Consider the following 14919-nt stretch of genomic DNA (forward strand, 5'->3'; position numbering starts at 1 on the left):
GCAAGAGGCAGGCCGCGTTAAAAGAGAAAAGCCTGCCCGTTCGCACAGGCAGGCTTTTCAATTGACCGGGCCCCACGAATGAGGCCCGGCTCCCCTCCCAGGAAAAATTGGCCAGGAATCTTAGAACTTCGAACGAACCGTCACACCGTAAGTGGCTGGCTCTTGCGCAAACGCCGAGCGTGATCCGCCGCGTAGCACCGTGTTGAATGTAACACCGCGTGTGATTTGATCAGTGACATTCACGCCCCAGAGTTCAAGCGTCCAGCTTTCGTCTTGAGCGCCAATGCCAACCCGCAGGTTTACCTTGGTGTTGCTGTCTTGAACATCGAACGGCACCAGCGGTGCTGCATCAACAGCGGCTTGGATATCGCCGCCGAAGCTGGCGATTGTGGCTGCGCTAGGCACGCTTCTCGCCTGTGTCGATGTCCGGCGATCGCTCTCCGTGCGAACTTGACCGGAGAAGAAACCACGCAGATTGCTGCCGATGTCCTTATCGTAATTCACGCCTGCAATAGCCACAATTGATGGCGCATTGGTAAGCGTGTTGCCGCAAAGCGTTGTGACGTTGGCATTGGGAACACCGCCATCGCAATCATCCGGATAACGCGCATCAGTGACCGTCAAGCCTGCGTTGAACGTAAGGTCAGCTGTCGGCCTGATCACAGACTCAATCTCGACACCGGATGAAATCGCCCGATTGACGTTGAAGGTTGTGAACTGAGCACCAGTGAACTCGAGCACTTGGAAGTTCGAGAATTCTTCGATGAAGCCAGCAACGTTAAGAGTTACAGCATCATCAAGGAACTGCGCCTTCACACCCACTTCATAAGCGTCCACTTCTTCCGACAGGAAGGTCGGGTCTGCACCGCCAGTCGCCGCAGTAATATCGAGGTTGATACCGCCCGCTTTGTAACCGTGCGTGAAGCTCGCATAAGCGGTAACCGGAGCATCAAACTGATAGGTCAGCTTACCAGTGTAGATCAGCTCATTGTCGCTGAAGGGCACTTCAAATTCAGCTGGAAGCGGGAAGAACGGAACCGCATCACCAAGTGCCGGTGCGACAAAGGCAAAGCAGCCAAGCCCCAATGTTCCGCCAATCAATGGAGCCGGTGTGGTGCCGTTCACGACACCAGCAACCGCGCCGGTACATGCGGGATTGGTGCTTTCGGTTTGCTCGAAACCGCCCGTCTTGGTTTCATCTGAATAGCGCAGACCAACAGTCAGGCTAAGCGAGTCGGTGATGTCGAAGACGTTATGCGTAAAGATCGACCAGCTTTCAGCTGATTGAAAATAGCGGTTCGTCGCCGTGGTCAGCGCAGGATCAGCGCCAGTGAACAATTGCAATGGCGCCGGACCAGCGGCACCGCCAAAGATAGCGCCAACCAGCAGATCATAATCCGCACCCAGAGCGAAATCGATATCAGCATTGATCTGCTCATCAGAATAGAAACCACCGACCATCCAGCTCAGGCGGCCGTCCAGAGCATCGCCCTGAATGCGCGCTTCTGCAGTGAAGGTTTGGATATCAGTGTCGAGACGGTCCACATCGAAAATGTCCAAACCACTAAAGTCTAAATCGTAATTTTCGCTTGAGGAGAAGTCACGGTAAGAACCGATCAAGATCAAATCGGCATTATCACCAAGCGGAAACTCCAGCTCGCCAGTGATGCCCCATTGCTCAACGTCAGCTAGTGGTGGCCGGCTTGCGGTTGCCGTCAGTGTGTCCAATGCGGCCTCTGCAGTCGATTGGTCAAACGGATCCCGCGCAACGACCGGATTGGCAAAACCGCCATTCGCCGGTCCGCCTAATGCCGGAATGACGGCATCAATATTGTTATCTGCAAGCAGTTGAATTGCAGCACAGCAGCCGTTGCTAGCATCGGAATAATCGCCAATCAGACGGAGTCTAAGGCCGCCTTCGCTTTCATAGCCCAACTGAGCGCGGAAGAGTTTTTGGTCAATTGTGCCCGATTCGCCGATCTGCGTACCTGTTCCATCAATGACATCGACCGTGCCGTCGCGTTCCCGATAAGCACCGGTCAGGCGCACAGCGAGCGTATCTTCAATCAGGGGCGCGTTGATTGCGCCTTGGATATTGATCAGGTCAAAATTGCCATAAGTAGCATTTACGAAGCCGCCGAACTCATTGAGGTCGGGGCGGTTAGTAGTGATGTTAAGCGCACCAGCCGACGTGTTACGGCCGAACAGAGTACCTTGCGGACCGCGCAAAACCTCGACGCGTTCAATGTCAACGAACTCGCTCAGGGCGACGCCTGGACGCGATTGATATGCGCCGTCAACGAAGATGCCGACCGCGCTTTCAAAACCAATATTGTTCGATGTCGTACCAACACCGCGGATCCGCAGCACAACCGAACCCGATGCGATTTGCGCGCTTGAGGTCGAGAAGCTGGGCGAAACTTGAGTGATGTTCTGGACGTTAACAACGCCCTGCTTATCAAGCTGTTCTGGGGTTACCGCGGTCACCGCGATTGGAATATCTTGGACGTTTTCAGCCCGCCGGGTTGCCGTCACGATAATCGTGTTATCGCTGACCCTGTCTTCTGCTTGAGCCTCGGCGCTCTCTTGCGCCATTGCCGGTTGTACCAGAACGCTGCTTGCCATGAGGCCAGCCGCATATGCTGCGAACTTACGTGCCATAGATCCCTCTCCATAAATCGTAGACATTTTATTTTTTGTACCTGCCAGAGTATCAGCGAGGTTCAATCCGGCAAGGGGCTTCGCACGCTTCTGCAAAATTGTTGTAAATTTACAACAAAGAGCCGTGCAGTATAGCTTTGTGTCTCAATATCTTACCTCGGTGAACATTCGTTTCACATGTCCCGTTATGAGACATTTTCCCGACTGCGAATTACTCTTTCATCGACTTGATGGTGAGTGCTGAAACGAGGGCTCTCAGCTACGCCTAAGGATTTTACTTACCATTTGCGGTAAAAGGAATATTAGGAATTGGCGTTAGATCCGATCACGCGAAACCCGCAGTTAGGACCAGACCTTTGAGCGATACTGACGATACAGGAAAGTCTAACAGCCAACGCCGTGAACGACGCCATGTTGTCGAAGTCGCCGGGCGTTACCGTTCGCGCGTCGGGGTCTCTCGCGATATCTGGATCCGTGACATCTCCGAGACTGGCTGCCGGTTCTTTGACAAATTTTCAGTGCTCGAAATCGGCTCCACTATCCTGTTTAGAGTGGGTGATATCGGGCCGATCTCAGCGCATATCCGCTGGCGCGACAAAAGCACCGTTGGTGTCGAGTTTGAGCAAGCACTGCACACGAGCGTGCTTGATCATATCATTCGCACCATGGACCAGATCGATAGCGACACGGATGAGAGAAAAGACGATACGTAAGGGCGCTTTGTTACGCGCTGGCTAAAACCGGCACATCCCTCAGGGCTTCAAGAGCTCCAACACTCAAAATCCGTAGCGCACCCCGCCCCACACAGTACGCGGCGTACCCAGATCAATCGCACCGTTTGAATTGCGAGTGACGATCGTTTCACCAGTTAGGTTTTCACCTCGCAAAACAAGTGCAAACGCATCGAAAAGCGGCGCTTGAAAGTATGCGCCCAACGTCGTTGCGGCAGGAAGAACACCCGTTTCCAAATCGCTTTCGAACTGCGTGCCTATGTGCCGGAGTGTCGCCGCCGTCACCCAACCCTTCGCCGGTTTCCACGCCAAGGTCGCGGCCCCTGCCCAGCGCGGCGTTTGCGGCGGGCGATTGCCATCCAAAGCTAACGACGCTCCACTCCCATCGACCTCGGCATCGGTATAGGCGAGCGTCCCATCAAGTGAGAATTGACCAAGCGCGGCCCGCGCACCCAGCTCTATTCCGCGCGCTTCAATCGCGGGCAGGTTCTGGCGCTGCCGCAAGTTCGGCTCCAGCGTGACATTGGCAATGGCGCCTTCCACGCGGTTATCGAATGCGGTGAGGGTGAAGTCCAGCGCATCGCTTGGCTGCCAATCCACCCCGACCTCAAAGCCTTCCAAACGCTCATTCTCAAGCTCGGCATTAGCCTGAGTGACGACAGGAAAGACCACGAAAGGACGGTAGAGCTCGTTGAGCGTTGGCAATCGCAGTCCGCGATAGGCCGCGGCACGCAAGCGGATCTGATCGCTCGCTGCAAAGGATGCGCCTGCGCGGTAGGAGAGGCTCCAGTCCGAGCGATCTTCTGCGCGGGTTTCGCTGACCAGCACATTGTCCGCATCCCGCGCTTCGAAAAAGCCGCTCGTGATCAGTGTATGGTCAAGGCGCAGGCCGCCGGTCAGCACCAGCGAGCCCAGCGTCCAATCATCCTCAATAAAAAAGCCGAGATCGTTGTTTTTGCCGCCCGCACGCCGCCGCTCACGCAAATTGCCAGTGAAGGCGCTGAACGCCTCTTCCTGCAATTCCCCGTCTGATTGGCGATAGTCGATGCCCAGCCGCAGGGTGTGATCGGGCGAAACCGGCGGGCGCAGCTCAAACTTGCCACCGAGCCCTGTTGACGGCGTATTGCGCTGATCGAGGACTTTCACGAAGCGCGTTGAACTGATTACGACATTGGAGAAATTACGCGCCTGCAAATAAGCGAGCGCATCAAATTCCCAATCACCCTTTCCGACAAGGCGAATGCTCGCATCTGCCCCGCGCGTCGAGCTGTCCGCACCCTCGAAACGCAATGTGCGGCGATCCTCAAAAACGAGCCCGCGCGCTTGCAACTCCACGCTATCGTTGAGCGGAGCAGCGCCTCTTACACTAGCTGACCAGCTATCGTGGGCCGCGCGCGCGGTAGCGGGCACGCGTTGGTCAGTCGGCGTCGTGAAGAAGCCCGGTCCGCGATCCCAGCGCACGCTCGCACTGCCGAACCCTACTCCCAGATCACCACTGAGCGATGCGCTTGCCTCTGTGCCGCCGCGATCATTCACCAGCGCGCTACCTGTGAAGGGAGAAATGACGTCCGGCCCAGCGCTTTCCAGCTCAATCACACCCGCCAGCGCTCCTGCGCCGAACGGCCCAGCTCCGCCGCCGCGTGTTACGCGAATGGCGCCCAAACGCTCGGGCGCAAGCGAGGTAAACGGGATGAAGCCAAAAAACGGGTCAGAAACGGGCACACCGTCGAGCAACACCAGAGCGCGACTAGTGGCGTTACCGCCCAAAGCACGCAACGTCGCACCTTGCGCGCTGGGGTTGGAAGAACGGCTATCTGAACGGCGGAATTGCTGGAAGCCCGCGACCGAGCCGAGCACGTCTTCGATCCGGCCCGAGGGGGCTGTGATGATTTGCTCGCGGTCAATTGTCCGCTGCGAATAGGCGGCGGTGCCCGGTGTTTCAGGCAAGCCTTGCCCGGTTACGACAATGACCGGCTCGCCGGGTTCATCCGCTTCTTGCGCTTGAAGCGGTGCGGCCATAGCGGCCGACGCCAGCAGAATCGTTTGGGAAGTTCGCATGCGCGCCCGCTAGCCGAACTCAGTTGCACAAAGCAACGGGGCTAGCGCTCGGCTGCCGAGTAAGATACGCTGTTTATCGATGAGGAGAACCAAGCAATGACAAATGCGGCGACCGATTTTGATGTTCTGATCGTTGGAGCGGGGATCTCCGGCATCGGCATGGCGGCGCATATGCAGGAAAAAGCGCCGCATCACAGCTTTGCGATTCTTGAGCGCCGCGAAAATCTGGGCGGCACATGGGACTTGTTCAAATACCCCGGCATTCGCTCGGATAGCGACATGCACACGCTTGGCTTTGATTTCGAGCCATGGAAGCATGAAAAAAGCATTGCCGATGCGCCCGCGATCCTCGAATATCTTCACACGATTGTCGATGAGCGCGATATCCGCAAGCACATCCGCTTTGGCCAAAAAGTCATTTCTGCCGATTGGCGCGGCGGCGACGCACGCTGGCATGTGACGATCGAGAATGACGAGGGCGAGCGCAAATTGCTCACCGCAAATTGGCTGTATCTCGGCTCTGGCTATTACGACTATGACGAGCCCTACGATCCCGGCTTCGATTTTGGCGAGTTCGAGGGTCAGGTCCTTCATCCGCAATTCTGGCCAGATGATCTCGATTATACGGGCAAGAAAATTGTCGTTGTGGGCAGCGGCGCAACCGCGGTCACAATTGTCCCGTCGATGGCCGATAAGGCCGCGCATGTGACCATGCTCCAGCGCACACCGACCTGGATGTTCTCACGTCCAGCAAAAGACGGACTCGCAAACTTCCTGCGCAAAGTCCTTCCCGAAAAGCTCGCGTACAGAATCACCCGCTTCAAGAATATCCGCATGCAGGATTTCGCCTTTAAGATGGCGCGTAACAACCCCGAGCGCGTCAAGAAATCGCTTAAGAAGGCTATCGTGAAATCGCTGGGTCAGGATTATGATGAGGCCGCTTTCACTCCGCCTTACGATCCGTGGGATCAGCGGCTATGTCTGGTCCCAGACGCTGATCTGTTTGAGGCGATGAATGCCGGCAAGGCGAGCGTTGTCACCGGCCATATCGCGGCATTTGAAAAGGGCGGCGTAAGGCTCAAATCGGGCGAATTTCTTGAGGCTGACATTGTCGTCACCGCGACGGGCCTCAAGCTGGCAGTTGCGGGTAAAATCGCGCTGTCCAAAGAAGGCCAAGCGGTCGATCTGACGCAGCACTATTATTACAAGGGCTGCATGTTCTCCAATCTGCCGAACTTATCGGTGGTGTTCGGCTATCTCAACGCCAGCTGGACCCTGCGCGCAGATGTCAATTCAGACTACATCTGCCGCGTGCTCGAGCATAAGCGCAAGACCGAAACCGATGTGGCCGAACCGGTCTTGTCGCCCGAGGCGCAAGCAGCTTTGCAAGAAGACGACATTTTCGATTTCTCCTCAGGCTATATCCAGCGGTCCAAGGCGATCATGCCGAAAAGTGCGGTAAGCTATCCATGGCGCCTTAATCAGGAATACGTCACTGATCGCAAGATCATGAAGGAGAGCCCAGTCGAGGATGGACTGATGACCTTCACCCGCATGGGTGCCAATGCCACCCAATCAGGTGAGCAATTGCAAGCGGCAGAGTAGTATTCTGCCGCAAGGCGTATTACGAGCCACCCCATGAGCGAACGTATCTATACAGCAGGCTTGGTGGTTATCGGCGACGAGATCCTCTCTGGCCGCACGCATGACAAGAACATCGCGCAAGTGGCAAGCTGGCTGCAAGTGCAGGGTATCCGATTGGCCGAGGTGCGCGTCGTTTCGGATGACATTGAGAAGATCGTGGTCGCGGTAAATGCGCTGCGCGAGGACAATGATTATCTCTTCACCACGGGCGGCATCGGCCCCACACATGACGACATCACCGTTGATGCGGTGGCTCAGGCGCTGGGCGTCGACGTCGTCATTCATCCTGATGCACGCGCGATCCTTGAGCGGTATTATGAGGGCAAACCGGGCGGGCTCAATGAGGCTCGGCTGCGCATGGCCCGCGTGCCCGATGGCGCTGAGCTGATCCCCAATCAGAAATCGGGCGCACCGGGCATTAAGGTCGGCAATGTCCATTTGATGGCCGGGGTTCCCCACATCACCGCCGGGATGCTCGATGCGCTAACCGGTACTTTGGAAGGCGGCGCGCCGCTGATCTCGGAAACGGTGGGCTGCTGGATACCCGAAAGCGAAGTGGCAGATTTGCTGCGCGAAACCGAGCAAGCGCATGAGACCTGCCAAATCGGCAGCTACCCCTTCTTTCGCGATGGTAAGATCGGGGCGAATTTCGTCATCCGCTCGACGGATGAGGACGACCTTAAGAGCTGCGTCGATACACTGTGCGACGGGCTGGGTACGGCTGGGCTCGACTTTACGCCTGGCGGAATTTGACGCCATGCAGGGCCAGAAAAGAGCTGCTTGCACCGACCGCCGCAGCCACTAAGCTGCGCGCTGATTGGGGGACGCGTTCTTGAGTGAAATTCTGCTTGTTGTGGGCGCGGCGGCACTGATCATTCTGTGGCAGCGCATCAAGGGTGTCGAGAACCAACTGGATGAGCTGCGCGGTCTGTTGGAGCCTGGATACTATCGTGAGGGAGCTCCGGTTGAGAGCGCGTCTGCGCAAGATTTTGCGCGTACCGAAAACACATCAGAGCCTGAACCTGACCAGGAGCAAGACGCGGCTGTCGCACGCGTATCAGGGGTCACTATTGTTAAGCGAACCAACGAGCCAGAAAAGGAAAGCCTCTCAGCCGCGCCAGAAAACGCGAGCACGGAATTCCCGGCGAAGCCTACACAAACAGAAGAGCCTGCGCCTGAAACGGCTAGCACGGTTCAGAGCGAGCCTGAGCCAGCATATGAGCCGGGACCACCACATACCGTCAAAACAGGTTTCTTCGACCGGTTCAGCTTCGATTTTGAGCAACTCGTCGGGCAAAAGCTATCCATCTGGGCAGGCGGTATCGCACTTGCGATTTCGGGTGTTTTTCTAGTCATATATTCCATCGAGCAGGGGCTATTATCGCCTACCGTACGCGTTGCCCTGAGCTTCCTGTTCGGTTTTGGCCTGCTTGCCGCTGCTGAACTCGCTCACCGTTTTGAGGCTCGGCTGGCTGATCCTCGCGTGCGCCAAGCTCTGGCCGGGGCTGGGCTCGCGACGCTTTACGCCGCGTTCTATTTGGCCGGCACCGCCTATGGGCTGATCGGCGCAGGCTTCGCTTTTGCGGGTCTGGCAGCGGTCACAGCTGGGGCCATTGCGCTTTCTTATCGGTACGGCCTGCCCTGCGCGATCTTGGGATTGGTTGGCGGTTTCGCCGCGCCTGCTCTGGTTGCCAGTGCAGAGCCAAACATCCCGCTACTGACCGTCTATCTTGGCCTTGTGACCGCGGGACTTGCATATACCGGCAAACGCCAAAGCCGCTCGTGGCTGGGCCTGGCAGCACTCGGCGGTGGCTTCCTCTGGGGCCTCGTCCTGCTCGTCAGCGGTCTGGATGAAACCAGCGCGATTGTCTCGGTTGGTCTGCTTATCGTGGGCCTCGGTGCATTCATTCCACTGCTGCTCTCCAGCCTGTCTGACAGACCGTGGCAGAGGCTCGGCGCGGCAGGAATTGCCAGCGTGCAAATGGCCGCTCTGGTATTTAGCGCAGGCTTTGCCCCGCTCACCTGGGGGCTCTATTTGCTGCTCGCTGCAGCGATCGCTTTCTTAAGTTGGCGCACACCTGCTTTGCGCGAGGCCAATGGCGTAGTGGCCGCAATTGGCATTAGTCTGCTGCTGCTCTGGCCAGAGCCTGTCGCAAGTCACTTCGCGCTTGTCGCAGGCGCCATCGCGCTCATCTCTCTGGTGGTTCTACTGCTGCTGGCTTTGCTCGGCAAGGGGCGCGATTTTGACATCTGGCAAATCTCGGTGGCTTCGCCCGCTTTGGCCTTTGCTGTTTGGCACCAGTTTGGCTTCGATATGACAGCGCAAAGCAGGTGGCTAGTCGCTGGCGTTATCGCAGCGCTGGCGGCGTTCCCGGCGCTAGCTGCGCGCTTGGTGTGGACCCGCAAGGGCGATGAAAGCGAGGGTGATGCCCTTAGCCTAGAACACAGCCTGCTCACCTTTGTTACTCTGGCCAGCGCCGCTGTTTTGGCTTTCAGCGCGAGCATGGTCGCCCTGCCGATCTGGACCTATCCTCTGGCCGGAGCGGTGATTGCTCTGGCGTTGATTTATCTCTCGAGCAGGCGCAATGAAATCTTGCTGAGCGGCCTCGCCTGGGGAAGTGCTGCTGCGGCGCTTTCGAGTGTATTCATCCCAGAAACCCTCGTCTTTGACGAGGTCGCGCGTGCTTTTGGAGAAAGGCACGGGGAATCGGAAGGTCTGGGGGCAATCCGCTGGCTCGCGGCGGCCATACCGTTCGCCGCGCTGGCGTGGTTTGATCGAGAGGAGCGCGCTGGCCCAGCTGCAGACGCGCTAGTCGCAATTCTCGGCTACTTCGCGATTGCTCAATTGATCGGCGAAATGTTCTTGCCATGGATCGCAGCACTTGCTGGAGTTGCAGTAAGCTGGTGGCTGGCGCGCCATTGGGCCGCATCGCTCGCCCTCACAATCATTGCCGGACTGTGGGCGCTGGTGCCCGCGCTGGACTGGCTCGAAGATGGTATTGAGGCGCTGTTTGGCGATCCTCTTCTCGTAAATGTTCTGCCGACCCCATTTGAGGTTGTCACACAGCTGCTTCCATTTGGCGTAGCGGCTTTGTGGATTGCCGCGATGCGCGGCCCCGTGAGCAGCATGCGCCAACGCATCTGGCAGAGCTTCGGTATCGGCGTCGCAACTATCGCCGCGCACAGCCTCTATAAGCAGCTCTTCGCGCTTGAAACGGTAACCCGCTTTGTCGAACTCGGCCTGTTGGAGCGAACTCTGTGGCAGGCGGCACTTCTAGCGGCGGGGTGGGCGCTGGTACAATTCGGCAAGCGGCCAGAAATACGGCAAGTCGGTCCGCTATTTATCACCGCATCGCTTACGCATTTCGCGGTGTTCTCGCTCGTGCTGCACAATCCGCTTTGGGCTGAACAAGCCGTCGGCCAAGTGCCGATCGCCAACCTTGCGCTCGCCTCTTATGGAGTCGCCTTGGCAGCGCTCTACCTGCTCAGCCGGTCCTCTGGAGAACGGCTCGGCCGCTTGCGGGTACTTGTCGAACCGGCGGCCATGTTCTTGATCGCCATGCTCGGGCTGACACTGCTCAGGCAAGTCTTCGCAGGCTCCATCATGCCGCCCGTTCCGATGAGCGGGACGGAAGACTTGCTGCGCTCGCTGCTGGGGATCATTCTGGCGGGTGCATTCCTTGCCTGGGGCGCAAAGACGGGCAAGCGCAGTTGGCGGATCGGCTCTATGGTCTTGATGGTAATCGCAGTGCTCAAGGTGTTCCTGATCGACGCCGCTGGTCTTGAAGGCTTGCTGAGGATCGGGTCCTTCATGGCTCTAGGCTTCAGCCTGATCGCCATTGGCTGGGTCTATTCGCGGTTGCTGACGAAACCAGCGGACGCTGAGGCAAAAGAGGGAGCCACAGAGACATAAGAACAACCACCATCACGAGTGCATTCAGCAACTAAACAAAGGGGCCCCGTTTCCGGAGCCCCCTCTTTATCGGTTTGAGCGAAGACTTATGCGCCCTCCACCTTTTGTTTGGGTAGAGAGGCTTAAGCGCCCTCCACCTCGGTCAAATCAACCTTGAGGCCTGGCCCCATGGTTGACGTCAGAGAGACCTTCTTGACGTATTTGCCCTTCGCGCCTGATGGCTTGGCTTTCACAATTGCTTGCGTCAGCGCTTCGAAGTTAGCTTTGAGGTCAGCATCCTTGAACGACATTTTGCCGATGCCGGTGTGGACGATGCCCATCTTTTCTACGCGGAACTCGACCTGGCCGCCCTTGGCGTCCTTAACGGCTTGTTCGACGTTCGGAGTAACCGTGCCCAGCTTCGGGTTCGGCATCAGGCCTTTGGGACCAAGAACCTTACCCAGACGGCCCACAACGCCCATCATGTCAGGGGTCGCGATCACGCGGTCATAATCAAGATTGCCAGCCTGCATGTCTTCCATCAGGTCTTCCGCGCCAACCTTGTCAGCGCCGGCAGCGGTCGCTTTGTCCGCATTGTCACCCTTGGCAAACACGGCGACCTTGACGTCTTTACCGGTCCCAGCGGGAAGCGAAATCATGCCGCGAACCATTTGGTCGGCGTGACGCGGATCAACGCCCAGGTTGATAGCGAGCTCAACCGTCTCGTCGAACTTCTTGCTGGCGTGTTTCCGCAGCGTGGCAATCGCATCGTCTACTGAGTAGAGCTTCTCGCGGTCGAGTTCAGCGAAGGCTTTTTGCTTCTTGTTCAATTTTGCCATGGGATCAGCCCTCCACCACTTCGAGGCCCATCGAACGGGCAGAACCGGCAATGATCTTCATCGCCTGGTCAATGTCGTTTGCGTTGAGGTCGACCATCTTGGCCTCAGCAATTTCCTTGATCTGAGACTGCTTGATTTGACCCACGAGGTTCTTATTCGGCTCGCCAGAACCCTTTTTGATCTTCGCCGCTTTCTTCAGCATGTAGCTGGCAGGCGGGGTCTTGGTCTCAAAGGTAAAGCTGCGATCGGCATATACCGTGATCTTGGTCGGGATCGGCGCGTTCTTTTCCATGTCCTGCGTCGCGGCGTTAAAAGCCTTGCAGAATTCCATGATGTTGACGCCGCGCTGACCCAGCGCAGGGCCGATCGGTGGGGATGGGTTTGCAGTGCCTGCGGGCACTTGCAGGCTGATATAGCCGTCAATCTTCTTGGCCATGAGAGGCCTCCTTTCACACTGTCGGATGGGCCAATTGACGCACCCTCATGTTAAGCGGTCAAACAGCCTGTTTGTCACAGGCCTCCCGCGCGAATTTCCCGCGATGTTTCTTGGGGAGCGGCGCAGATAGCGAAACCGCACCGAAATGCAAGGGAAATGCGCGTTTCTGAGATGGCTCTATTTTGGGCTCGCAGACCCAGCCAATTCATGCCGCGGCGTCTTCATACCCTTGGTCCGGCTAGTCAGATGAAATTGGCGGCATAGCCCGCACCTGTACGCACGCAGCTTGAATGGCGCATCGCGCGCCGCCAGCTCTGCCAGCTCGCGGGTCGCATAGCGCTTCTTCTTACGGCAAATGGCGAGGGTCGTCTTCATCACCCCGCAGCTTGGCACAGCTATCTGAGTTTGTCCCCTTGCTTACTCCGGTGTCTTACCTTAGCAATACGCTAAATTTGTAGGGGGAGAAGGCACTTGGGCAATCCAGAGCAGATCTTCGGATGGGCGGGACAAGCAGCAATGCTCGGCTGGGTCATCCTCCTATTCCTGCCGCGCCGCTGGCCGCAACTGCTTTGGCTGCCTCGTTTTATCATCCCGTTTGGTCTGTCGCTGCTCTATGCGGGTCTTGCCATGTCCCACATGCTCACAGTTGAGGGGGGCGGGTTTGGTTCACTTGCAGAGGTCAAAACGCTGCTATCGAATGATTGGGCGCTGCTCGCGGGCTGGGTTCACTATCTCGCCTTTGACCTATTCATTGGCGGCTGGATCGCGGTCAAGGCAGATGAGGTTGGCATCAGCCGCATTATCCAAGTGCCAATTCTGATCGCCACCTTTATGGCCGGGCCATTGGGTCTCGCGCTGTTTATGGCGATGCGCGCAGGTTATTTTCGCGAAGGACCCCGGGCTAATGCCATGCCAATGGTGGGGGAGCCAGCATGAGTGCACACGCATCGGCGCGCACCTCATGGATGCCCATTCTCCCGCAGCTGGACAATGATCATGTGACGCGGATCTTGCTGACACTTACCCTGTTTGCCGCGGCCAATTTCATCATTTTCACCCCGGCCTGGATTATGGACTCGCGCATACTCGATAGCGCCTCAGTGTGGACCAAGCCGCAAAAGTTCAACGTCTCGTTCGTCGTGCATTTTGGTGCACTCGCCCTGCTCGCGCAGCAATTGCCGCGCAAAGTTCGCGCAGGCAAAGCGATGACCGTGGCTGCATATCTCGCGGCTGTGAGTGTGGTGTTCGAATACATCTATCTCAACACTCAAGCTGCTCGCGGCAGGCGGTCGCATTTCAATTATGACAGCGTATTCGAACAGGCAATGTATGCAGGCATGGGAGTGGCCGCAGTGGGACTGATCGCTGTATGCTTGGCGCTCGCGGTACAGCTGTGGCGCAAGGGCGAGCGCACACGCAATCGCGGGCTGTGGCTGGGTACAATCGTCGGGATGAGCCTGGGCTTCTTCGCCACGCTCTATTTTGGGTTCACCATGTCAGCCACCAGCCGCTATGTCGGTAGCGCGCTGACCGGCGGCGGCGAAGTGGTGCCGTTCTTTGGCTGGTCGCGCGAATATGGCGACCTGCGCCCCGCTCACTTTGTCAGCATGCATTTGATGCAGACTATCCCGCTTGCAGGGTGGATCGCGGACAGGCGGGGCTGGAACGCAAAGCTGGTTGTGTTCGGTGTGACTGCCGCCCAGATCGCACTGGCGACTTTCCTGTATGTGCAGGCGCAATCTGGCCAGCCGTTCTGGCCGATTTAAAAAGAAAAAGGCCCCAGCTTGCCGCTGGAGCCCTTTTGAAAATTCAATGGGGTTCAAGCGAACTACTTAACCAGTTCAACCTGCTCAAATTCCAGCTCAACAGGAGTTGCGCGGCCAAAGATTGAGACCGAAACCTTGACCTTCGCCTTGTCGAAATCAAGCTCTTCAACAACACCGTTGAAGCTTGCAAACGGACCGTCCAAGACCTTGATCTGATCACCGATCTCATAATCGACGCTGATCTGTTTCTTAGGCGCAGCTTTCGCTTCTTCAACGCCGCCAAAGTAGCGCGCAGCCTCTTTTTCGCTGATGGCCTGAGGCTTGTTGTCATTGCCGAGGAAGCCCGTGACCTTGGGCGTATTCTTGACCAGGTGATAAATGTCATCGGTCATTTGCAGTTTCGCCAGCACATATCCCGGCATAAATTTACGCTCGACCTGAACCTTCTTACCGCGCTTTACCTCGGTGATGGTCTCAGTCGGCACTTCGACCTCTTCAACACCATCGGAAAGACCCAGGCGATCAGCCTCAGAAAGAATGGCTTCGCGAACCTTGTTCTCGAAACCGGAATAGGCATGGATAATGTACCAGCGTGCCATAATGCGTCCTGCTAAACTTGAGAAATACTAATAATTAGGCGAGCGAGAGAAGCCAGCGAACTAGCGCGCCAAAACTTGTATCGATAGCCAGAAAGAAGAGCGACAGCACCACCACCATAATGAACACGAAAATCGCCGTACGAATGGTCTCTTCGCGCGTCGGCCAAACGACCTTGCGCGTTTCAGTGCGAACTTGATTCACAAATTCAGCGGGCGATGTCTTGCTGCTCTTATCAGCCATTCGTCTTAATCCTGCTTCAAATTGTCCGTTCCATTGTGTTTCAGGTAGGGTT

13 protein-coding genes are annotated in these 14919 nt (G+C 57.0%); 6 read left to right on the top strand and 7 right to left on the bottom strand.

What is annotated here, in order from left to right; genetic code table 11:
- Positions 1–120: 120 nt before the first annotated feature.
- Complete coding sequence (locus tag ACFCXQ_RS01410) at positions 121–2661, bottom strand: TonB-dependent receptor (protein WP_379552362.1); 2541 nt, start codon at positions 2659–2661, stop codon at positions 121–123.
- 356 nt (positions 2662–3017) lie between these two features.
- On the opposite strand from ACFCXQ_RS01410, the gene ACFCXQ_RS01415 reads away from it, so the two are divergent.
- The gene (locus ACFCXQ_RS01415) at positions 3018–3374 is read left to right on the top strand and encodes a PilZ domain-containing protein (RefSeq protein ID WP_379552364.1); all 357 of its coding nucleotides are present in this window, start codon (positions 3018–3020) and stop codon (positions 3372–3374) included.
- Positions 3375–3437: 63 nt separating this feature from the next.
- Here the strand turns inward: ACFCXQ_RS01415 and ACFCXQ_RS01420 are convergent, their stop codons facing one another.
- Positions 3438–5450, bottom strand: a complete 2013-nt coding sequence (locus ACFCXQ_RS01420; RefSeq protein ID WP_379552365.1) for a TonB-dependent receptor plug domain-containing protein — start codon at positions 5448–5450, stop codon at positions 3438–3440.
- 96 nt (positions 5451–5546) lie between these two features.
- Here ACFCXQ_RS01420 and ACFCXQ_RS01425 point away from each other — a divergent pair, with 96 nt between their 5' ends.
- The 3 genes from ACFCXQ_RS01425 to ACFCXQ_RS01435 all read left to right on the top strand — a co-directional run bounded on the left by ACFCXQ_RS01425 (position 5547) and on the right by ACFCXQ_RS01435 (position 11007).
- Entirely contained in the window at positions 5547–7055 is a 1509-nt protein-coding gene (locus ACFCXQ_RS01425) for a flavin-containing monooxygenase (protein ID WP_379552367.1), read from the top strand.
- Positions 7056–7088: 33 nt separating this feature from the next.
- Positions 7089–7847 carry a competence/damage-inducible protein A gene (locus ACFCXQ_RS01430; protein ID WP_379552369.1) on the top strand — a complete coding sequence of 253 codons (759 nt, stop codon included), beginning with the start codon at positions 7089–7091 and terminating at the stop codon, positions 7845–7847.
- A gap of 79 nt (positions 7848–7926) precedes the next feature.
- Entirely contained in the window at positions 7927–11007 is a 3081-nt protein-coding gene (locus tag ACFCXQ_RS01435) for a DUF2339 domain-containing protein (RefSeq protein WP_379552371.1), read from the top strand.
- A 122-nt stretch (positions 11008–11129) separates the two neighbouring features.
- On the opposite strand, the gene rplA is transcribed toward ACFCXQ_RS01435, so the two are convergent.
- The 3 genes from rplA to ACFCXQ_RS01450 all read right to left on the bottom strand — a co-directional run bounded on the left by rplA (position 11130) and on the right by ACFCXQ_RS01450 (position 12636).
- The gene (gene rplA / locus ACFCXQ_RS01440) at positions 11130–11825 is read right to left on the bottom strand and encodes a 50S ribosomal protein L1 (protein WP_379552373.1); all 696 of its coding nucleotides are present in this window, start codon (positions 11823–11825) and stop codon (positions 11130–11132) included.
- A gap of 4 nt (positions 11826–11829) precedes the next feature.
- Positions 11830–12261: a 50S ribosomal protein L11 gene (rplK, locus tag ACFCXQ_RS01445; RefSeq protein WP_379552375.1), complete on the bottom strand. Its 432-nt coding sequence runs from the start codon at positions 12259–12261 to the stop codon at positions 11830–11832.
- Positions 12262–12438: 177 nt separating this feature from the next.
- On the bottom strand, positions 12439–12636 hold the full coding sequence (locus ACFCXQ_RS01450; protein WP_379552377.1) for a hypothetical protein: 198 nt from the start codon (positions 12634–12636) through the stop codon (positions 12439–12441).
- Positions 12637–12732: 96 nt separating this feature from the next.
- Between ACFCXQ_RS01450 and ACFCXQ_RS01455 the strand changes: the two genes are divergently transcribed.
- Both ACFCXQ_RS01455 and ACFCXQ_RS01460 read left to right on the top strand, forming a co-directional pair.
- Positions 12733–13197, top strand: coding sequence for an ABA4-like family protein (locus ACFCXQ_RS01455; protein ID WP_379552379.1), 465 nt, complete (start codon positions 12733–12735; stop codon positions 13195–13197).
- Positions 13194–14027 carry a hypothetical protein gene (locus ACFCXQ_RS01460; protein WP_379552381.1) on the top strand — a complete coding sequence of 278 codons (834 nt, stop codon included), beginning with the start codon at positions 13194–13196 and terminating at the stop codon, positions 14025–14027. Before ACFCXQ_RS01455 ends, ACFCXQ_RS01460 begins: the two co-directional genes overlap by 4 nt.
- Positions 14028–14089: 62 nt before the next feature.
- On the opposite strand, the gene nusG is transcribed toward ACFCXQ_RS01460, so the two are convergent.
- Together nusG and secE are read right to left on the bottom strand one after the other, a co-directional pair.
- Positions 14090–14626 carry a transcription termination/antitermination protein NusG gene (gene nusG, locus ACFCXQ_RS01465; RefSeq protein ID WP_379552383.1) on the bottom strand — a complete coding sequence of 179 codons (537 nt, stop codon included), beginning with the start codon at positions 14624–14626 and terminating at the stop codon, positions 14090–14092.
- A 34-nt stretch (positions 14627–14660) separates the two neighbouring features.
- Positions 14661–14867 (bottom strand): preprotein translocase subunit SecE, encoded by a 207-nt coding sequence (gene secE / locus ACFCXQ_RS01470; protein WP_379552385.1) that lies wholly within the window; start codon positions 14865–14867, stop codon positions 14661–14663.
- Between the last annotated feature and the right edge of the window lie 52 nt (positions 14868–14919).

The sequence above is a fragment of the Qipengyuania rhodophyticola genome, from assembly GCF_042493225.1.
Classification (GTDB): domain Bacteria; phylum Pseudomonadota; class Alphaproteobacteria; order Sphingomonadales; family Sphingomonadaceae; genus Erythrobacter.